The 20,235-nt window shown below is 26.0% G+C and carries 21 protein-coding genes; 4 read left to right on the forward strand and 17 right to left on the reverse strand.

Annotated elements, in window-relative coordinates; all coding sequences use genetic code 11:
* Positions 1-9 precede the first annotated feature (9 nt).
* Positions 10-981 (forward strand): L-threonine 3-dehydrogenase, encoded by a 972-nt coding sequence (locus tag ACEXNK_RS16285; protein ID WP_373600121.1) that lies wholly within the window; start codon positions 10-12, stop codon positions 979-981.
* Positions 982-1,029: 48 nt separating this feature from the next.
* On the opposite strand, the gene ACEXNK_RS16290 is transcribed toward ACEXNK_RS16285, so the two are convergent.
* From ACEXNK_RS16290 to ACEXNK_RS16330, 9 genes are all read right to left on the reverse strand, one after another.
* Positions 1,030-1,470, reverse strand: a complete 441-nt coding sequence (locus tag ACEXNK_RS16290; RefSeq protein WP_373600122.1) for a DUF7832 domain-containing protein — start codon at positions 1,468-1,470, stop codon at positions 1,030-1,032.
* 26 nt (positions 1,471-1,496) lie between these two features.
* The gene (locus ACEXNK_RS16295; protein WP_373600123.1) at positions 1,497-2,114 is read right to left on the reverse strand and encodes a DUF488 domain-containing protein; all 618 of its coding nucleotides are present in this window, start codon (positions 2,112-2,114) and stop codon (positions 1,497-1,499) included.
* Between the two features lie 20 nt (positions 2,115-2,134).
* Entirely contained in the window at positions 2,135-2,461 is a 327-nt protein-coding gene (locus ACEXNK_RS16300) for a CGGC domain-containing protein (protein WP_373600124.1), read from the reverse strand.
* 25 nt (positions 2,462-2,486) lie between these two features.
* Positions 2,487-3,206, reverse strand: a complete 720-nt coding sequence (locus tag ACEXNK_RS16305) for a DeoR/GlpR family DNA-binding transcription regulator (protein WP_373600125.1) — start codon at positions 3,204-3,206, stop codon at positions 2,487-2,489.
* 175 nt (positions 3,207-3,381) lie between these two features.
* Positions 3,382-3,609 carry a small acid-soluble spore protein Tlp gene (gene tlp, locus ACEXNK_RS16310; protein ID WP_373600126.1) on the reverse strand — a complete coding sequence of 76 codons (228 nt, stop codon included), beginning with the start codon at positions 3,607-3,609 and terminating at the stop codon, positions 3,382-3,384.
* A 153-nt stretch (positions 3,610-3,762) separates the two neighbouring features.
* A complete protein-coding gene (locus ACEXNK_RS16315; RefSeq protein WP_373600127.1) occupies positions 3,763-4,104 on the reverse strand; it encodes a zinc ribbon domain-containing protein YjdM in 342 nt (113 codons plus the stop codon).
* A gap of 130 nt (positions 4,105-4,234) precedes the next feature.
* Positions 4,235-6,004, reverse strand: a complete 1,770-nt coding sequence (locus tag ACEXNK_RS16320) for a CotH kinase family protein (RefSeq protein ID WP_373600128.1) — start codon at positions 6,002-6,004, stop codon at positions 4,235-4,237.
* 45 nt (positions 6,005-6,049) lie between these two features.
* Positions 6,050-6,739 (reverse strand): DUF4956 domain-containing protein, encoded by a 690-nt coding sequence (locus tag ACEXNK_RS16325; protein ID WP_373600129.1) that lies wholly within the window; start codon positions 6,737-6,739, stop codon positions 6,050-6,052.
* Between the two features lie 20 nt (positions 6,740-6,759).
* Positions 6,760-7,446: a polyphosphate polymerase domain-containing protein gene (locus tag ACEXNK_RS16330; protein WP_373600130.1), complete on the reverse strand. Its 687-nt coding sequence runs from the start codon at positions 7,444-7,446 to the stop codon at positions 6,760-6,762.
* Between the two features lie 270 nt (positions 7,447-7,716).
* Here ACEXNK_RS16330 and ACEXNK_RS16335 point away from each other — a divergent pair, with 270 nt between their 5' ends.
* Positions 7,717-8,061: a hypothetical protein gene (locus ACEXNK_RS16335; protein WP_373600131.1), complete on the forward strand. Its 345-nt coding sequence runs from the start codon at positions 7,717-7,719 to the stop codon at positions 8,059-8,061.
* A 94-nt stretch (positions 8,062-8,155) separates the two neighbouring features.
* On the opposite strand, the gene ACEXNK_RS16340 is transcribed toward ACEXNK_RS16335, so the two are convergent.
* The 4 genes from ACEXNK_RS16340 to ACEXNK_RS16355 form a co-directional block, all read right to left on the reverse strand.
* Positions 8,156-9,160 carry a tyrosine-protein phosphatase gene (locus ACEXNK_RS16340; RefSeq protein WP_373600132.1) on the reverse strand — a complete coding sequence of 335 codons (1,005 nt, stop codon included), beginning with the start codon at positions 9,158-9,160 and terminating at the stop codon, positions 8,156-8,158.
* A gap of 239 nt (positions 9,161-9,399) precedes the next feature.
* Positions 9,400-9,879, reverse strand: a complete 480-nt coding sequence (rlmH, locus tag ACEXNK_RS16345) for a 23S rRNA (pseudouridine(1915)-N(3))-methyltransferase RlmH (RefSeq protein ID WP_373600133.1) — start codon at positions 9,877-9,879, stop codon at positions 9,400-9,402.
* Between the two features lie 15 nt (positions 9,880-9,894).
* Positions 9,895-10,689: an MBL fold metallo-hydrolase gene (locus ACEXNK_RS16350; RefSeq protein ID WP_373600134.1), complete on the reverse strand. Its 795-nt coding sequence runs from the start codon at positions 10,687-10,689 to the stop codon at positions 9,895-9,897.
* Between the two features lie 88 nt (positions 10,690-10,777).
* On the reverse strand, positions 10,778-12,241 hold the full coding sequence (locus tag ACEXNK_RS16355; RefSeq protein ID WP_373600135.1) for a M1 family metallopeptidase: 1,464 nt from the start codon (positions 12,239-12,241) through the stop codon (positions 10,778-10,780).
* Positions 12,242-12,341: 100 nt separating this feature from the next.
* Between ACEXNK_RS16355 and ACEXNK_RS16360 the strand changes: the two genes are divergently transcribed.
* Both ACEXNK_RS16360 and ACEXNK_RS16365 read left to right on the forward strand, forming a co-directional pair.
* Positions 12,342-13,406: a DnaD domain protein gene (locus ACEXNK_RS16360; RefSeq protein ID WP_373600136.1), complete on the forward strand. Its 1,065-nt coding sequence runs from the start codon at positions 12,342-12,344 to the stop codon at positions 13,404-13,406.
* 22 nt (positions 13,407-13,428) lie between these two features.
* A complete protein-coding gene (locus ACEXNK_RS16365) occupies positions 13,429-14,424 on the forward strand; it encodes an ATP-binding protein (protein WP_373600137.1) in 996 nt (331 codons plus the stop codon).
* A gap of 33 nt (positions 14,425-14,457) precedes the next feature.
* Here the strand turns inward: ACEXNK_RS16365 and ACEXNK_RS16370 are convergent, their stop codons facing one another.
* The 4 genes from ACEXNK_RS16370 to ACEXNK_RS16385 all read right to left on the reverse strand — a co-directional run bounded on the left by ACEXNK_RS16370 (position 14,458) and on the right by ACEXNK_RS16385 (position 20,034).
* Positions 14,458-15,129 carry an ABC transporter ATP-binding protein gene (locus ACEXNK_RS16370; RefSeq protein ID WP_373600138.1) on the reverse strand — a complete coding sequence of 224 codons (672 nt, stop codon included), beginning with the start codon at positions 15,127-15,129 and terminating at the stop codon, positions 14,458-14,460.
* A gap of 13 nt (positions 15,130-15,142) precedes the next feature.
* Positions 15,143-17,713, reverse strand: coding sequence for an ABC transporter permease (locus ACEXNK_RS16375; RefSeq protein WP_373600139.1), 2,571 nt, complete (start codon positions 17,711-17,713; stop codon positions 15,143-15,145).
* Between the two features lie 231 nt (positions 17,714-17,944).
* Entirely contained in the window at positions 17,945-19,324 is a 1,380-nt protein-coding gene (locus ACEXNK_RS16380; protein ID WP_373600140.1) for an ATP-binding protein, read from the reverse strand.
* The gene (locus ACEXNK_RS16385; protein ID WP_373600141.1) at positions 19,318-20,034 is read right to left on the reverse strand and encodes a LytR/AlgR family response regulator transcription factor; all 717 of its coding nucleotides are present in this window, start codon (positions 20,032-20,034) and stop codon (positions 19,318-19,320) included. Before ACEXNK_RS16385 ends, ACEXNK_RS16380 begins: the two co-directional genes overlap by 7 nt.
* Positions 20,035-20,235 lie beyond the last annotated feature (201 nt).

A 20,235-nucleotide genomic window follows, 5' to 3' on the forward strand; every position in this document is an offset into this window, starting at 1 on the left:
GATAACTATATGAAAAAAATTCTTATTACAGGAGCTTTAGGACAAATAGGTTCTGAATTAACTGCTAAGTTAAGAAAGGAATATGGAAAAGATAATGTTTTAGCTACAGATATACGCCTTATGGAAGGTAGCGAAGTTGTTAGTGATGGTTTATTTGAAATTTTAGATGTTATGGATATGGAAGCTATGGGTCACATGGCCAAAAAGCACAATGCAGATACTATAATTCACCTAGCTTCATTGCTTTCTGCTGTAGGAGAGCAAAAACCTCAATTTGCTTGGAAATTAAATATGGGAGGACTAGTAAATGCTTTAGAAGTTTCTAAAGAAACTAAAGCAACACTTTTTGCCCCTAGCTCTATAGCTGCATTTGGTCCTAATTCTCCAAAAGATTTAACACCTCAAGACACTATACAAAGACCTAATACTATGTATGGTGTAACTAAGGTTGCTGGAGAATTATTATCAGATTACTACTTTAATAAATTTGGAGTAGATACAAGAAGTGTAAGATTCCCAGGTCTTATCTCATATGTAACACCTCCTGGTGGTGGAACTACTGACTACGCTGTAGATATATACTATGAAGCTTTAAAAGCTAAAAAATACGAGTCATTTATAGCTGAGGGAACTAAGATGGATATGATGTATATGCCTGATGCTCTTCAAGCTGTTGTTGATTTACTTGAAGCTGATAGTTCTAAATTAGTTCATAGAAATGCATTTAATATAACTGCTATGAATTTCTCTCCTGAAGAAATAGCTGCTGAAATTAAAAAGCATATACCTGATTTTGAATTTGGATATAATGTAGATCCTGTTCGTCAATCTATAGCTGAGTCTTGGCCAAATTCTATAGACCCATCTTGTGCAGTAAATGAGTGGGGATTCAAATTTGAATACGATTTAAACAAGATGACTACTGATATGCTAGAAAAGTTAAAAGAAAAAGGAATAGGTCAAAGTCTTCAAAATGCTTAATATATAAAAACAAGGTGCTAACTATATTTAAGTTAGTACCTTGCTAGCTTATTTATTGTTTAATTTCCACTCATTATATCTCTTGCTTATAATCAAAAAAACTCTATCATAATTTTCCCACACATCTTCTACTTCATATGTTGAGTTTATTTCATCTTTTTTAAAAATTTCAATATAATCAGCTATATATTGACAATAGTCCTCTCTACTACTCAAATAATATCCTAATGTAAACTCTAGTACTTTTTTATCTATAAATTTGTCTTCTAAAGCTTTATTACAATTATTAATTAGAAATTCTCTTCCTGTAATTTCTCTTCTTTTAACTTTTTTTATATCACTATCTAAAATCTTTTTTAAGTATTCACTCTCAAAATTATTATCTATAATCCAAGCTAAAAATATTCCAATATGAGTAGCCGCATTAACTCTATCTATATTTTCTGGATAATTATCTCTATAATGCCATTCCATACTATCTATTATCATATATATTTCCCCTTAATATCTTAATCTTATTTACTTATTTTTTCTGTTCTATAACCAATTTCTTTATTAGCAAAATTATAACTTTCTTCTATCATTTCATCCTTTGATTTATTTGTACCTAGTAAATTATCTATACTTAATTGATTTCTTTCACTAAAATATTTATTTAATAATTCCTCTTCTATATTTTGTTGATTTGCTAAATCTCCTTCATGTAATATATATCTAACATTAAATCCATTTTTATTTAAATATCTACCTACCATTATACTTCTATGGCATCTTATAGGTTCTTGCATAGCTCCTAATAAAACTATCTTATAACCCATTTCGATACCTTTCTTAAGTCTTTCTACTCCTCTTTTAAATAATTCTTCTTTGATTACTTCTTTAAAGTCTGCATACCCTTCTTCATTGTAAGATTCTCTAGTTTGTCTTTTTGCTCCAAATTCATATCCCATGTATATATACAAAAACCCATCTTTGTTTAAGCTCTCTTTTAAATCTTCTTTATTATACTGAATATTATATTTTGAATAAGGCGTTTCCCTTATATCTACAACACAATTTACATTATATTTTTTTATCATATCTATTAACTTTTCATAAGGATAATTAGAATGTCCTATTGCAAATATTTCCATAATAAATCTCCTTAATATTTTTATTTATGAGTTCCACGTATTACTTTAAACCCTTCATTTTTTAAGTCTTGTACTTGTTTCTCATAATCTTTACATTCTATTTCTATACATTTTGCTAAATGTATATTATATACATCTCTATTTTTTAACTGATTTATTTTGTGACACCAATCTTCACCTTCAAACTTAGTACTACCACATCCTTTACAACAAAAAATGCTAACTAATTTAGGTTTTTCAGATTCATATATTTCAAAAGAATCTGATAGAGAGTTGTACACATCAAAACAACCTGTACAACTACACTTATTTATAAGTTTCCTACAAATCATTATTGCTATATTCATAATTATATCTCCATTAATTATATGCTTATTCTATTATTTCATTTTCTGTTATTATACCTGTTATATCATCTATTGTAGCAAATTTATAAAACTCATCGTAATTAAATTTTTCATTCTCCATTACTATATAACTTTTATTTGAACATTCTATTATTGTTTTCTTTGTATCTCCATCTTCTAAATGTATTGTGCTTATATCTCCTGTATCCTTATTAACTCCTCCTACTCCTATAAAACATTTATCGTAATTAAAGTTTCTTATGTATCTATCTGCCGCTCCTCCTACAATAGCTTCTACTTTTTTATTAAATTCCCCACCTATAGAAACTACTTTTATATTATTGTTTAACCTTAATTCCCATACAATTTCTATCATATTTGTTATTATTGTAATTTTTTTATTAGTTTTATTTAACTCTTTTGCAATTTCCAAGTTATTAGTAGATACATCTAAAAATACTACATCTTCATCATTGATTAATTTAATTGCCTTTAAAGCTATTAAGCTTTTTTCTTTTTTATTTATATTTTTTCTCTCATCTATGTTTTTAAGATCTATGTGATCCCTTTGAATTATAGCTCCTCCATAGACTCTTTTTAGGTGTCCTCTATTTTCTAATTCTTTTAAATCTTTTCTTATACAATCTTCTGTTACATCAAAAAACTTAGATAGTTCTTTAACCTTTACCTTTCCATTTAGCTTAATCATATCTATAATTTTTTCATATCTTTCTTCTAAAAACAAACTTTTCACCTCTTATTTATTCTTAATTTATATTGTTTATTATTGTTTTGTATTGATTCTTTATAATTATTATATTATACTAAAAATATATTAATTACGATATAAAATAGCGTTATAAGTTAAGTCTTAGCGTGATATTTTATAAAAAAAGAGAGCTATTAAGCTCTCTTTTCATCTATTTATAATTATTTTCTCTAGATTGTGCTTCATCTTTAATTTCACTTCTCATGTAACTTAAAGCATCTTCTCTTCTTTCATTTTTTTCTTCCAATGCTTTTCTAGTTTTTGGATCATCTGTTTTTGATATCATTTTATCTGCTAACCTAATATTTTTTATAGTACTGTCAATATTGAATTGTATTTTTTCTACATTATCTTTTCTATTGTCTGGATTAGGTTTCATAATAAAATCTCCTTTAAGTTTATTTTAAATTCCCTCTAATATATTGTTCAATCCTAGTTTATTTTATGTATTAATATAAAATCCAATAAATAGTCATTTAATTAATAATATAAAAAACACTAACCTTCTAAAAGATTAGTGTTTTTTATATTATTATGCTTTTTTAACAACGCTAGATTTTAATTTCATAGCTCCGAATCCGTCTATTTTACACTCTATATCGTGTCCATCTGCTGCATCTGGTATTAAACGTATACTTTTTACTTTAGTACCTATTTTTATAGATGATGAACTTCCTTTTACTTTAAGGTCTTTTATAACTGTTACTGCATCTCCATCATTTAACACGTTTCCGTTTGCATCCTTTATAACAACTGCATCTTCTGCTGCTGCATCTGGATTCCACTCATGAGCACACTCTGGACAAACTAAAAGACTTCCATCTTCGTAAGTATATTCTGAGTTACATTTAGGACAATTTGGTAAATTTTCCATATCTATAATTCCTCCGTTCAATTGTAAATTCTAGTTATTCATAGGACTATATAATATCATAGTATTCTTATATTGACAAATTTTCATCTAATTTAACCATAAAAAACGATATTTTTGACTATTATATATATTAATATCTTTTTCTTTTATATTTGCTAATAAATATGGTTGCACCTACTAACATGGTTAAAGTTATCCCTAATGTCAAATAGTAAATCCATGTATTTTCCTTATTGCCTTCCATATTTGGTGGCATCATTTGATTATTATCATCTCTTAGTTCTTCTTGTTTATCTTCACTTGATTTGTTCAAATTATTTTCAGTATTATTATTTATAGTTTCCATAAATTTTTCATCAGATTTTTCTTCATCATTTATCTCTTTCATTTTCCCCATATTTTGTTGCCCTAATGCAGGTAAATTTAAACTAGTTACTATATTTCCATACTCTGTTGATGGTTGTTTTCCATTTAATTGAGCTTGTACACTTTTATTTCTATCTTCTCCAAAAGTTATTAACTCACTTACACCAGTTTTATATTCTTCGTAATCATAAAATGCTGTAGCATCATTTTTTACATAATCACTAATTAATTTATCTATTTGAGTAACTCTATTGTTAAAAGTTCCATTACTAAAATACTTCTCTGATATTTGCTTCAAATAGTTATGATAAAGTTCTTTGTACTCATCATTTTCTAAAAGCTTACCTATAAGAGGTGCATCTTCTAAATTTCCTGTTACCGGTAAATCAATAGGAAAGTTTATTGCTTTTTCTCCATCTTTAATAGAAAATCCTCCAAACGACATATTTAAATCCCATGGTAGTATTTCAGATACTCCATCTTTTTCATATAAATAATAATTGTGATACATTCCTCCTGAGTAACTATCTAAGTTAACTAAAAATGTATTTACCGCAAAGTATTTTAGAACTTCTTCAACATTTAAATGCTTTTCTATATCTTCTCCAGTACTTAGGCTTTCCATCATTTCAATAATTTTTTTAAAATCTTTATCTTTTGTGTTATCAAATACTGCACTATCTCTTAAAATTGAATAACTGTCTATGTTGTCATCAATATATTTTAAATCTGCACCCTGACTATTTTTATTTCCCATTTTAGGGGCTCCAGCATTATTTTCTAATTCTTCATTATTAATTTGGGGATTTTGAATTTCTCCATTCATCTCAGGTGGTTTTCCACCCATTTCTGGCATGTCTTCATTATGATCTGGTCTTTGCATACCTCCATTATTATCCTTATTTCCTTCCATACCCATTGTTTCTGGCTTATATAAATTCCCAGCTAATTCTCCATAATTTTTTTCAATAAATCTCTCATCTATAACTTCTACTCCCAAATATAATCCCCAATCAGATCCATTTATCTTTATATCAGTATAAGAATACTCTGGAGTTGGTATACCTAGAAGATTATATATATCATAAGAAATAGCCTCTTTCATATAAGTTGTATCTGATATATTGTTATTTAAAGCCAACTTTCTAATTCCATGATATGTTTGACCATCAATATATTGTCCAAAATCAATTTTTAAACTATACCTATTTGTTGTACTATCATTTGCTACGGAAGTTAAACTTGAGTTTCCTTTTGCTCTTACTCCCACATTATAAAAAGTTTCACCATTTATAGTTATATCTGCACTTTTATATTCTTCTTTTGTTGCATTTTCTAAAATCCATTCCCAATCACTGTCTTTAATTTTTATATCTATACTTGTTATACTATTTTTATCTAAAACATCTTCTGTTGTAACTTCAAATTCTGTATCGGTTTGTTTTTGAGGTATATGTAAAGATGCTATAATAAATACTACCGATAATATTATACTTATTAAAGATATATATTTACTCTGCTTGTCATTTATCACTCAGTCTCACCACCTTATTTGTAATAAGTCAGTATACTATTACTTTTAAGCCATATAATCTCCATTGTAGCTTACTAAAACTACATTTGAAACACCCTTTATAGTAGATATCTCGTTAACAAAGTTTGTTGTAACATTTTTCAACTTAACTTCAACAGTCATTTCAATTCCATTTGATGGTGAAACAGTTTTAGATTTAACACAATATCTATTTACACTATTAGAAATTTTTTCTAATATTTTATTTTCACTATTATCACTATCACAGTTAACAACTAATATATATGGGTTATCAGTTGTTTCTTTATTTGCAAATAGTACCATTATAACTCCTATAAAAATTGCTCCTAATACAGCTAATGGAATTAATCCCGCTCCTAATACTATTCCTTCACTAATTGACCAAAATAAAAATGCTATATCCATAGGTTCCTTTACTGCACTTCTAAAACGAACTATAGATAATGCACCAACCATCCCTAGAGAAAGAACTACATTAGATGTAACTCCTAATATAATTAATGTTGTAATTAATGTAAGAGCCATTAAAGACATACTGAATGTCGATGAGTACATAACTCCTTTAAATGTTTTTTTATAAACCTGCATTATAAATAGTCCTAATACAAATGCAAGTGACATTGCTATTAACATATCTAAAAATGATATAGATGTCATTTTTTCAACAAAACTTGATTTGAAAACATCACTAAAATTTACTGCTTGGTTAGACATTATCTTTTCCTCCTAATTTTTTATCCATATATTCTAGATGCTGCATATTTTGAAATTGCAGTCGCTCTACGATTATTAGTTTGTATGATATCTTGTATTATCTCTGGTAAATATTCATCAAACTTAACTTCTAAAACTATTACATTACTATCTATAGATTCTATAGTCGGTAAATTATTATCAAATAAATTTTTACTTTGAATTCCTGTCCTAATTTTTTTATCAAAGGTTATTCTTACATTTCCCATTTTATAAATATAAGCTTCTCTTGTGTAATCAACAATACTTTTAGGTCTTAATAACTCCGATTTAATTTTTGAATAAAACTCAATAAATAAAGGCTTATTACTTTCAAGTAAAAATTCTATATCGCCTTCAATTACTTTTTCACACTCAGCTTTAGTTATTAACTCACTATCTTTAGAACACAACCCATTCACCTTTGATTTTTTTTCTAATTTAATAAACGAGTGATCATCATTATAGTATCTTATACGAAATTTTTCTCTTATACTTATCCCATTGATTTTTTCCATCAAAACCTTGTCTCTAAAATTATCAAAATAAAGGCTTCTAATTTTATATTCATTTTCTTTATTTGAATTTTTATCTAAGCTCATTATTTTAGTTAATCTACTTTTGATTGCTAAATAATCTGATGTATTTATATAATGCTTAATTTCATGTCTAAACTTTTTTTCTTTCATATTTTCACCCCCTATCTGTTTGAAATTAATATATATAAGTAAACTTAAAATTTCCTAAAATAAAAAAATTATATTCACTAAAAGTATTACTTTCTAGTGAATATAATTTTTTTATTTTATAGAATTTATAAATATTTTATATCTTGTCACAAAATCTTTACATTGAATAACATTTTATCGCATTAATTGACAATAATCGACAATTTTAACTGGTATAATATGTAATTGTTATTTAGCAAATTAAACTTTTTTGGAAAGAAGGATATATTTATGGAAAATCAAAACACTTTACAAGTTCCTAATGAAATAAAAAAATGGAACTGGGGAGCTTTTATGTTTAATATCTTTTGGGGATTAGGTAATGGTTCTTATTTACCTTTATTATGCTTTATACCTGTATTCAACCTTGTTTGGATGTTTGTATGTGGAGCAAAAGGTAACCAATGGGCTTGGAAAAAAGGAACTTACACTGATGTTGAAACATTCTTAGCTGTTCAAAAAACTTGGAATAAAGCTGGATTATGGTCATTTATATTAAGTATATTATTTATAGTTTTATACTTTGTCGCTATATTCGCAATAGGAATGAGTTTAGCTTCTACTATGACTTATTAATCATACGCAAGTAAATAAATTACTAAAAAGACACTCATACTTAAAACTTTTTGTTTTATTATTGAGTGTCTTTTTTTATTATTTAATTAAAATTTTAATATAAATATATATCTCTTAAGTTTTCTAGTTCAGCTCTAGTTATTCCATACTCTTTTTCAAAATATTCCTCATAACTATCATATTTGCTTTTTATTGAATTTAAACTAGATTTTATTAAGTCTTCATTAACACCTAATATACTTTTAGCCATTTTCTCTATTTTTTCATTTATTATATATTCTTTATATTCTTCCATTATTTTTTTATTAAATTCTTTTCTACTATTATTACTTTCCAAATAGTCTTTTATAACTATTTCTTCATCTACATTGAGTGCTAATAATATCAATGCTGATCCTACCCCTGTTCTATCTTTACCTGCAGTACAGTGTTGAAGTATTGCTGTATTGTCTGGGTTTTTAAATAACTTGAATAGCTCTTTATATGCAGGATTATTTATAGGCATAGTTTTATAAGCTTCTTTTAATAATTTTACTGGATCTATGGCATTGTCATTCCCAGCTAGCATCTCTTTAACATATACTGTCATATCTAAATTATTGTTGCCATTTAGATTCATCCCTGGAATATTTATATTATTAACTGAATCTACCTCTACATCAGGACTTGGTTTACGTTCATCTTCAGCTCGATAGTCTAGTACATTTTTTATTCCTAGACTTTTAAAGTATTCTAAATCACTTCCTTTTAAATTTGAAAGTTCTTCTGATCTATAAAATAATCCCCATTTTACTTTTCTACCATCTTTTGTCTCATATCCTCCTAAATCTCTAAAGTTGGTAAAGTTTTTTAAAGGTACAATTCTTTCTGCTAATATAATCTTTTCATTACCTACTTCTATACTATAGAAGGTTCTATTGTTTGGATTTGGGTCTTTAAATTTAATTTCATTTGTATCCTCAAAGCTAATTAAGAATATCTCTTTATCTTTCAAACTATTTTTATAATAAACTTTTACGCTTCTACAAAATTTATTTAATTTTATTATTATTATAGTATTATCTTTTTCTCTACAGACTTCTCCTTTTAAACTATCCATTTTTACTACTCCTTTTTATATTTAAGTTATTACATAACTCTATTTATCGAGTAAAATCATACCTTAATAATAATTTTATTATTACTTGTTATTTAAAATTCTTTTTATAATAAAAAGATTACTTTTAATCATAAGAAGTTCTTTAAATATTTTTTATTATTTACTCATTATTTATTACATACCCTTTATAATAAGTTGTTAAATTTATTTTATAGTAAAATAATAATGAACCGTATCACTTACTTGTGATACGGTTCATTATTATTTATTCTAAACGCTCTATATACTTGTTCTAAAAGAATTAATTTCATCATTTGATGAGGGAATGTCATCTTTGAAAAAGATAATTTATAATCTGCTCTTTTTAAAACTTCATTCGATAATCCTAAAGACCCACCTATTATAAATGTTATATGACTATTACCTCTAACAGCTAGATTACTAATAGTATCAGCTAACTCCTCAGATGATAAATTTTTTCCATCTATCGCTAAAGCTATTACATAACTATTATTCTTTATCTTACTTAAAATCTTATTACCTTCTTTTGTTTTTACAATCTCCATGTCCTTATCACTTAAATTTTCTGGACATTTCTCATCATCTAGCTCTATCATATCTAACTTACAATACTTAGATAGTCTTTTACTAAACTCCTCTATCCCTAACTTTAAATATTTCTCTTTAAGTTTTCCTACACTTATTACAGTTATATTCATAAATTTCTCCAATCTTTATAATCTATATATATCCGATGCTTCCTCTCTCAAAAGAACATCTAACTTTAGATCTTGTCCTATTACCATATTATTTTGAAGTAATATACCCTTAGATGTTTCGTAAGCTAACTCTGGGAAGTTATTTTCTTTGCTTAAATGTGCAAGTAATATAGACTCAGTTCCTTGGTTTACTAGATCTACACAAAACTTAGCTGCTTCTTCATTAGACAAATGCCCTGTTTCAGACATAACCCTCTTCTTTAAAGCATATGGGTATGATCCCATCATTAGCATATTAGGATCATAATTAGACTCCAATACTACTAATTTTGACTTGTATAAATGTTTCTTTAAATTTTCAGTTATGCATCCTATATCTGTTGCAATCGAAATTTTTTCGTGTTTTTTATTATAAAAATTAAATCCAACGGAATCTGCCGAGTCATGAGATGTTGAAAATGGTCTTACTACTAAGTCATCTAGTGCATAAGTCTTATCATTTTCAAAAACTTTCATATTAACATCTTTTATATCCCCTATCTTATCTTTCATTGCACACCATGTTTTTACATTTGCAAATATAGGTATATTAAATTTTCTAGATAATATACCTGCTCCCTTTATATGATCTGAATGTTCATGTGTTATAAATATCCCCTTTATATCACTTGCATCTATATCTAAATTTTTCAAATTAGTTGTTATCTTTTTTCCGCTAAGGCCTGCATCAACTAGAACCTTAGTATTCTTACATCCAATATAATGACAATTTCCGCTACTCCCACTCCCTATAGAACTATATTCTAGCATGCGGTCACCTTCCTTCTTTAATAATCATAAATTATATTATACCAAAAAAATTGAGGCTTAAAATAAAATTTAAGCCTCAATTTCAAATTTACTTATATTTACCTATAATTTTTTCTATATCTACTCCATTTTTTCCCCACAATTCCACAAACTGAGTTCCATTTACATTTTTAAACTTATAAGTTTCATAATACTCCCTCAAAACCTTAAAAAATACTTTATCTCCTACTTCTTCTCTTATTCTATGAAACATTACCGCTCCCTTAGTATAAACATTTAAACTATATTCAGTTGAACTTTTATACTGATCAGTTGATTTGAATATATCTTTATCTGAGTAAGATCTTGTTTGAGTATCCATCGTTTCCATCAATCTACTTGCTGCATCTGCTCCATATTTTTTTTCAAAGTAAAGTATAGTAGAATATTCAGTCAAAGCTTCATCTATCCACGGCTCACTTACTTCATCATTTCCAATTACTCCATACCACCATTGATGTGCTGTTTCATGTGCTATTACATACTCTAGTAAAAATTTATTCATATTACTGTATAAACTTTTATCTATCATAGATAAATTAGGATACTCCATTCCCCCTATGTAAAAATCACTCGCTATAACTGAATAATTCTCATATGGATATTGACCAAACATATCACTAAATATTTTTATGGAATCTCTAGCTACATCTGTTGCCAATTTTGAATATTTACTATCTAGACTATAAGTTACTATTTCAACATTATTTATATTATCTTTTTCTATGTGAAACTTATCACTTAAAATAAATGCAAAATCTCTTACATTCTTTGCTTCTATTGTATTCATATCTTTCTTATTATCCGTTTTTGTTTCAATTACTTTTCCTGTGGTTGCTATGTCATACTTAGCAGGAGATAATATTGTAACTTTAAAATTACTTATATCACTATAAAATGGATCTCCAATAGTTTCATAACTTTTTGTATTCCATCCTCGCTCATCATAGACACATGCTATAGGAAACCAATTTGTTATATTAATTGTATTTTCTCCATAACCAAATCTTCCTTCTGAATTAGGTAGTTTAACGTTAAACTTAATATCTATTTTTATATTTTCATTGGCTTTTAACCCTTTATTAAGTTTAATATTCAATATATCATTTTTTTCTCCCTCTATGCTATATTCTGCTTTGCTATTATTGATTATAATGTTTTTGATATCTATATATCCCTCATTAAACCCTTTTGGATAAGCTTGTTTCATCTGACTTTTTTCAAAAGGTACATTTTCTTCTTCTGAAAAAGCATTTGGATATATATGAAAATATATGCTATCTAAACTTTCTTTTGTATTATTTACATAATCTATAGTTTGATTACACATTAACCTTTTACTTTCATCATCAAGTATTACATCCATTTTATATTCATTTACTTTATTATTAATATTATTAAAAACTTGTTTTTCTGATTCTTTATCAAAATAAATTAAACCAACTAAAAAAATTATTCCTGCCATAAGCATAGATATATTTCTTCTAGTTTTTTTTCTAAAGTCAACAACCAATTAAACTTCGCCCCCTTTATATTTAGTGAATATTTTTTTTAATTATCTACATCATAAATTTGTAATAGATTTTATGATATAATCAATTTGAGGTGATAAAATGTTTTTTAAAGAAGTCAATGAAATAGATTTAGGCCAAACTACTATTGATAACATATTTATAGATATATTTATGCCAATGGCTAATGGATTATACGTACAAGTTTATCTTTTAGGTTATAGATATGCTTGCGATATGACTTCTAACCCTAAGTTTAATAATAATTCTATTGCAAAAAATTTAAATATACCATTATCTGATGTATTAGCAGCTTGGGATTTCTGGGAAGAGAAAAAATTAGTTAAAAAGCATAAAAATGAAGGTAATGATGATTTTAGTTTCTCTATAGAGTTTTTAGACTTGAAAAAAATATATATGGATAATATATTAAGTCCAAATCAATCTATAAAATCCGATGTTAATAGCATCGTTTCTGCTGGTGAAAGTCCTCACATAAGAAAAATGTTTAATTCTATAAATCAAGTTGTAGGAAGATACCTTCAACCTAGTGAAAAAATTTCTATTTTAGAAATGATCGATAAGTATAATATGAGTACAGATATGATTATATGCGCTTATGAACATGTTAAAGAGCAAACAGGAACTGCTAAGCCTGTAAGTTATATTGAAGGTGTTATAAGAAACTGGTACGATGCTAATCTGTATACTCCTGAAGAAGTAAAAAATAGCTTTGTAGAACGAAGCCAGCGCTTTATGATGTACAAAACTGTATTTAATGAATTAGGATTTTCTAGACAACCTACAAGATCAGAGAAGGAAGTTATGGACACTTGGTTTGATAAATACAATTTTGATATAGAGCTTGTTTTAGAAGCATGTTCTAAATCAAAAAACATTTCAAATCCTTCAATATCTTATATTAATGGTATTGTTAAGAGTTGGAATGAGAAAAATATTAAAACACTAGCTGATTTAAAAGTATCAGAAGAAGAATTCAAACGTAAATCTGAAACTAAAAAAACTAGTAATAACGCAAATAAAAATAACAGTAATAATCAACATGTAAAAACTAGGTTCCATAATATAAATCAAACATTTACTAAATATAGCCCAGATGAACTTGAGAAAATGCTACAAGAAAGTCAAAAAGGTAAATTTAGATAATTTATTGTAAGTAGGTGATTATATGAGAGAAGCAACATTGAGAGAAATTCTAACTTCTTATGAAAGAAAAAGAGAACAATCTGAATATGAATTACAAGAAAGAAAAAAGAAGGTCTACTCTAGAATACCTGAAATTAAAGAAATAGATAGTGAAATAGGAAAAATCGGATTAAAGCTTGCTAAATTAATTCTTCAAAATCCTAATGATAAAGAAACTATATTAAATGAAACAAAAATTAGAATGGATGAACTAAAAGCTAAAAAGCAAAGATTATTATCAGATAATCGTGTTCCAAATGGATATTTAGATATTAAATATGACTGTTCTATATGTAAAGATAAAGGATTTTTATCTAATGGTCATAAATGTAACTGCTTAAAACAAAAAATAGTTAATGAAGCTTACAAAATGTCTAATTTATCTAGAGTTCTTAATAAACAAAACTTTTCTACTTTTGATCCTTCTATATTTTCTCCTAATAGATCTGCTGATGGAGATATTTCTCCACAAGAAAATATATTAGAAATATTATCTATTTGTGAAGGTTTTGTTATGAACTTCGATAAAGATAATGGTGAAAATATGCTATTCTATGGTGATACGGGATTAGGTAAAAGTTTTATGTGTAACTGTGTTGCAAAGGAACTTTTAGATAGAGGTTATTTAGTTATATACCAAACTGCTTTTAAAATGTTTGAAATAATAGAAGACTATAAATTTAAAAACACAGATGACCATATAACTAAAGATAATTATGCTAATTTATTTGATTGTGATTTATTAATTATAGACGACTTAGGGACAGAGCTTACAAACTCTTTTACTAATAGTGAATTGTTCAACATATTAAATACTAGGTTACTATCTGGAAAGAAAACTATAATTTCAACTAATTTATCCCCTATGCAATTAGGAGATATTTATGCTCAGAGAATTTTCTCTAGAATATTTGATAGATTTAGAATGGTTAAATTTATAGGAAATGATTTAAGATGGGAACAAAAAATGACTAAGTAGAAAATATATTTTCTATCTTAGTCATTTTTATTTTTATATATTCACAATTTTTCCGTCTCTTATTTCTATACAAATATCTGCCATTTTAGCAATTTCATTATTATGAGTTATCATAACCAGGGTTTGTCCAAATTCTTTAACACAACCTTCTAGTAAATTCATAACTTCATCTGTAGTTTTAGTATCTAAGTTACCTGTTGGTTCATCTGCAAATATTATTTTAGGTTTGTTAGCTAAAGCTCTTGCAATAGCAACTCTTTGTTGTTGCCCTCCACTTAGCTCATTTGGAAATTTATTTATTTTATCTTTAAGTCCTAGCTTATCAATTATATTATCTACATATACTTTATCTACTTTTTTATTATCTATTGATATTGGAAGTATTATATTTTCATATACATTTACAACTGGTATTAAGTTAAAGCTTTGAAATATAAACCCAAATTCTTCACTTCTTAATTTTGATAGACTATTATCATTTAAAGTTGAAATATCTTTTCCATTTAAAATAACTTTTCCTGATGATATATTATCTAAACCTGCTATACAATTTAAAAGAGTACTTTTTCCACTTCCACTAGGACCTATTATAGCTGTGAATTTACCTTTTTCTATACATAGATTTATATCATTTAATGCTTGTACTTTATTTTCACCCTTACCGTAAATTTTATTTAAATTTATTACATCTAATATATTCTCCATACAACCCCCACCTTTATTCATTTGTGTTCAACCCTTCTACTATACTCATTTTTTCTATTTTCTTTTTACATAAAATCACTGCTACTAAACATATAACTATAGATGCTATTAAAAATTCTACACTTTCAAGTACAGGTGGTCTAAATTCCATAGCCTTTGCTGTTCCTAATCCTTGTCTATGTATTTCATTTGAAAGTTTTGTAAAGGAATAAATACTATGAGTTGCAAATCCACTAGCTATTATAGAAGCAAATATAGCATACATTATATTTTCTTTTATAATCATATTTTTAACCTTTTTAATACTCATACCTATTGCTCTTAATGTAGATATTTCTTTCATTCTAGTCATTATATTTGCCTTTATTATGCAAAGTATGTTTATAGAAGATATTAGTAATATTATCCCTACAATTACTAATGTTTCTTTTGTATTTTTTTCAGTTTGTTTTATATAGTAATTTTCATAATTATATTTGCTTTCTATATTTGAAAACGGATTATTTTTTGTAATTTTTTCTATTTCACTCTGAGCTTTTTCATCGCTATTTTTTGCAATTTGTATATTTATTTTATTATAGTTATTCATACCACTTATATTTTTAAAGTCATTTTCATTTAGTATAACTTTCATTCCAGAACAAATACCACCTTCTTTTAAAACATAGTATCCATCTAATATTCCAGCAACTTCTATTTTTTGAGTTTTATATTCTAACTTATTATTTTTTAGAATAGGTATTTTTATATCTACTAAATCTCCTACTTTCAGATTGTTAAATAGTTTTGTTTGAGTCGATCCTTCTTGTATAGAATAAAAATGATTTGTTACTAAAGCTTTTGGATATTTACTATCGCTTTTAGTATTGATATTTTCTCCTCTTTCAATATATTGACTTAAATTATCTAAACTTTTTTTATTATGACCTTCAACATCTAAATATTGCTCTATTTCTTTATCTTCATTAGCAATTCTATTTTCACTTTTATATTCATTTGTTAAATCTTTTGGATTTGTAATAAAATATCCATTTAACTCCATAATTGGATTTATATTTTTTATTTCTTTTATATTTGAAATTTTATCTATCTCATCTTTACTGAATTTTGTAAAATTAGAATCTGCATTATGTAAATTATGACCTAATTTTATATCACTATTTCCCATGCTCATAACACTCATACTACTGCTTTCTAAGCTATTATCCATATTTTTACCCATGCCTATTGTATCTATAAAAAGCATACCTCCTAAGCTTATAGATATAATACATAGTATAGTCCTTACTTTATTTCTCCATAAATTTTTATAAGCCATTTCTCCCGTAAGTCCAAATACTTTTCGTATTAATTTATAGTAAAATCTATCCTTTTGTCTTTTATTAACTTTATCACTAGTTCTAATAGCCTCTACAGGTGATATTCTTCCACTTTTGTATATAGGAACTAAACTCGATATAGCTACAGAAATCACAGCCATAATCGTAGGCTCAAATATACTAGCTTTACTTATATATAAACTTACAGCCCTTCCATAAATAATATAGAAGCCTAAGTAAGATGCTACAGCCCCTAATAAGAATCCAAGTAACAGTCCTATTATTAAAACTGCAACACTTTCTATAAATATCATAAGTCTTACTTTATTTTTAGATAACCCTATTGATCTTAATATACCTATTTGTTTTGTCATATCTATAAGAACTATACTAAATATATTGCATATAACTAAAGTTGCAGCCAACATAGGATATATTTTTCGTTTTTGCGAATACAAGGTATCTTTTGACATTTCATAATTACTTAATACCTGTGTCAAAGAAGCATTTACCATAAAATTAGATTCATCTATCCCATATTCACCCATTACTTTGTAAGTTTTTCCAATGTCAGGTTTTAATGTATTTAGATATAAAGTTCCTCCATGAGTTATTAAATTATCTGGCAGAATATCTTCATTTGAATTCTCTTTTGTAAAAGCCTTAACTCCATAATATTCATTTTCACTCGAATATCCTGATGAATCACTATAATATCCATCTGGCTTTTTAACTACACCCACTAATTTGAATTTTTTATCCTTACTAAATATTTGATTCTTGTTATTTTCATCTACATAATATTTTACAATTTTAAAATCTATATCTTGATTTAAATCATCTTTTAAGTTCATTTCTTTTAATGCTTTTTCCTCTAAAACTATTTCATTTGTATTTTTAGGCTCCCTACCTTTTGTTAATTTATATCCATAAGAGTCTATAAAATTTTTACTATAGGAATTTAATTGCAATGATGTTCCATCTTTTCCTACAACTTGTCCTAAATTTAAAATATCATTAATTTCTGTTACTTGTTTATCTTTTCTTAACTTTTCAACCATACCTTTTTCTAAGTTGCTGTATTCAACATGATAATCACTAAAATTTTTATAAGCTTGCTCGATTTCAAATTTACTTTGTGTTTCCGGTATAACATTTAGCGCAAATACTAATATTACTGCTAATGCTATACTTGTTATCAATGCTATAGTTCTTCCTTTTTGTTCTCTCATATAAGCAATAGCCAACTTAAAACTAATCTTCAAAATATATCCTCCCCTTTTACAACACCCCTTAAAACTATTAAAACTTTCTATTTTTTGTTGATAACTATTTCTTTTATAATTTATCCACATTTATTTCACTTTTAATATATTTCATTTACTTGTCTATACTTTAAAAAGTTATCCACATATACTAAGTTAATTTTTTTAATATAAAAAAGGTGTTATCTTTTATGGTTAAAAGATAACACCTTAGTGTTTTTGCATCAATATTTATGGTACAACTGGTATTTTTTCAGACTCAACTGTCATGCTTTCATTTATAGGTATATAAATTTGTGCTAAAAATCTATCTTCAAAATCATTAATTTCTAACTCTCCATCATACTTTTTCAAAGATGATTTAACACTTTTTAATCCTATTCCATGAATAAATTTGTCTTTTTTACTAGTTATTATTTTATTATTTATCATTTTTACTTTATTTATCTTAGAATTTTCACATCGTATAACATAATATGATTTTACAACTGTACCTCTTAAATTTATATACTTTTCACAACCTTCTATTTTATTACATGCTTCTATTGCATTATCTAATATATTTGAAAATATACTACATATATCCGTCATTTCAATAAAACTACACTTTGAAAAATTAACATCACATTTTAAATTAATATTATTTTCATTGCATTTAGCTTGTTTTTCATTCAATATAATATCTAAAATCATATTCCCTGTATTATATATTTCTTTAAATTCATTAAGCCCTTTACTTATACTATCTATATAGTTATTTAAATCTTCTTGCTCAGAACTCATAGTTTTTATACACATCATATGATTACTCATATCGTGATATAACCTTTTAACTTTGTTTTGAGTTTCCTGTAAGTTCAAATAATACTTATACTGCATATCTATTTTTTCTTTTAATAAATTTTCTTCATTTTTTTCTTTATTATCTTTAATAGCCTTAAACACTACTATCAAAAGTATAATACTGGTCATAAAAGTTAATTTAGGTGTCATGCTGAAGTTAAATAAATATAAATATCTATCATAAGTTTCTAATCTACGAATATATAAAAATGAAGGTAATGTATTTAGAAATGCTACTATAAAATTGCTCACTATACATCCTATAATAAGAATTATATTTAGCTTTTCTCTATTTATTTTTTTTATGATCTTTACAAATTTAATAAATTTTATATTTATAAAGATCATTATAGTATTCTTTATAGTAAATATAATATCTGCCTCTCTATGTGACACGTGTTTATTATATAGGGTATGTCCCGTTATAAAAATTGCCGACATTGCTAATATTATCTCTTGAACTATGTAATAAGCTATATTATAGCTAAAGTAATAAAATATAACTTTTAAGTTGTTCATCTTATAATTTAACTTTGCAAATAAAATAAAAGATATACATTTTAGGTTATTCATAAATACATAGTATTCAACTGATCTAGTAAATATTATTATCGAATCTAAAATTGCAATTAACAAGAATATTATATCTAAATATCTTTTTTTGTATTTTCTTTCTTCCATAAAATCTAATATTTTTACAAAGATAAAATATTCTATAAATGTAGATATTCCTATAGCTATTCTTGATGCTAAATCAATGCTTAACATAGTTTTTCACCTAGTGAGTTTAAAAATTTACTTTTAAAATCCTTAAACCTATGCCTACTCACCAATACTTCTTCTTTATTTTCAAGTATAGCTACATATTGTTTCACATTATCTACATAATCTATATTTACTAAAAAACTTTTATGACATCTATAAAAATTGTGATTACTTAATTCTTTTTCAATTTTATCCATTGTCATTTTAGTCTCATAAATTTTATTTTCAGTATGTATACTCATATCTTTTCTTTGAATTTCTATATACATTATATCTTCTATGTTTATCTTATAACTTTCACTTTTATTTTCAACTATTATAAATTTATCCCGTTTATTTATAACCTCATTTATACAACTTAAAATATGTTTCTTTAAATCATCGTATATTATAGGCTTTAATAAATACCTATAAGCTCTTACTTCATATCCTTCTTGTATATATTCAATAAGTGATGTTGTAAAAATTATTTCAGGTTTATTCTTATCTATTTCTCTTATCTTTCTAGCAACATCCATTCCATTTATTTTTTCCATCTGTATATCTAATATAAATATATCTATGTTTTTAGGATAATTCTCTAATAAATCCTCTCCACTTATATATATTTTTAAATCATATTCAACATTATTTTCCCCTAATATTTCTTGTAAAAATCTTTCAACTGTTTTTTGATGTTGTATCTGATCTTCGCATAAAACTATTTTTATCATATTCTCCCCTATATTACATATTTTTTATATATTTACATAATTATTATACCTTATTTTACCATTTATCTTAAGTGTATTAATTTTAAACACAAAAAAACTCTTAGATAAAATCTAAGAGTTTTCTTACTGGTGGGATTAACAGGGCTCGAACCTGTGACCCCCTGCTTGTAAGGCAGGTGCTCTCCCAGCTGAGCTATAATC

This window comes from Paraclostridium bifermentans, from assembly GCF_964259345.1.
GTDB lineage: Bacteria > Bacillota > Clostridia > Peptostreptococcales > Peptostreptococcaceae > Paraclostridium > Paraclostridium bifermentans_B.

What these genes read in the sequence shown, in the direction of transcription:
- ACEXNK_RS16285 (WP_373600121.1), top strand. Translation starts at nt 10, where the DNA reads ATGAAAAAAATTCTTATTACAGGAGCTTTAGGACAAATAGGTTCTGAA.
- ACEXNK_RS16290 (WP_373600122.1), bottom strand. Translation starts at nt 1,470, where the DNA reads ATGATAATAGATAGTATGGAATGGCATTATAGAGATAATTATCCAGAA.
- ACEXNK_RS16295 (WP_373600123.1), bottom strand. Translation starts at nt 2,114, where the DNA reads ATGGAAATATTTGCAATAGGACATTCTAATTATCCTTATGAAAAGTTA.
- ACEXNK_RS16300 (WP_373600124.1), bottom strand. Translation starts at nt 2,461, where the DNA reads ATGAATATAGCAATAATGATTTGTAGGAAACTTATAAATAAGTGTAGT.
- tlp (WP_373600126.1), bottom strand. Translation starts at nt 3,609, where the DNA reads ATGAAACCTAATCCAGACAATAGAAAAGATAATGTAGAAAAAATACAA.
- ACEXNK_RS16315 (WP_373600127.1), bottom strand. Translation starts at nt 4,104, where the DNA reads ATGGAAAATTTACCAAATTGTCCTAAATGTAACTCAGAATATACTTAC.
- ACEXNK_RS16325 (WP_373600129.1), bottom strand. Translation starts at nt 6,739, where the DNA reads ATGTCTAACCAAGCAGTAAATTTTAGTGATGTTTTCAAATCAAGTTTT.
- ACEXNK_RS16330 (WP_373600130.1), bottom strand. Translation starts at nt 7,446, where the DNA reads ATGAAAGAAAAAAAGTTTAGACATGAAATTAAGCATTATATAAATACA.
- ACEXNK_RS16335 (WP_373600131.1), top strand. Translation starts at nt 7,717, where the DNA reads ATGGAAAATCAAAACACTTTACAAGTTCCTAATGAAATAAAAAAATGG.
- ACEXNK_RS16340 (WP_373600132.1), bottom strand. Translation starts at nt 9,160, where the DNA reads ATGGATAGTTTAAAAGGAGAAGTCTGTAGAGAAAAAGATAATACTATA.
- rlmH (WP_373600133.1), bottom strand. Translation starts at nt 9,879, where the DNA reads ATGAATATAACTGTAATAAGTGTAGGAAAACTTAAAGAGAAATATTTA.
- ACEXNK_RS16350 (WP_373600134.1), bottom strand. Translation starts at nt 10,689, where the DNA reads ATGCTAGAATATAGTTCTATAGGGAGTGGGAGTAGCGGAAATTGTCAT.
- ACEXNK_RS16360 (WP_373600136.1), top strand. Translation starts at nt 12,342, where the DNA reads ATGTTTTTTAAAGAAGTCAATGAAATAGATTTAGGCCAAACTACTATT.
- ACEXNK_RS16365 (WP_373600137.1), top strand. Translation starts at nt 13,429, where the DNA reads ATGAGAGAAGCAACATTGAGAGAAATTCTAACTTCTTATGAAAGAAAA.
- ACEXNK_RS16370 (WP_373600138.1), bottom strand. Translation starts at nt 15,129, where the DNA reads ATGGAGAATATATTAGATGTAATAAATTTAAATAAAATTTACGGTAAG.
- ACEXNK_RS16380 (WP_373600140.1), bottom strand. Translation starts at nt 19,324, where the DNA reads ATGTTAAGCATTGATTTAGCATCAAGAATAGCTATAGGAATATCTACA.
- ACEXNK_RS16385 (WP_373600141.1), bottom strand. Translation starts at nt 20,034, where the DNA reads ATGATAAAAATAGTTTTATGCGAAGATCAGATACAACATCAAAAAACA.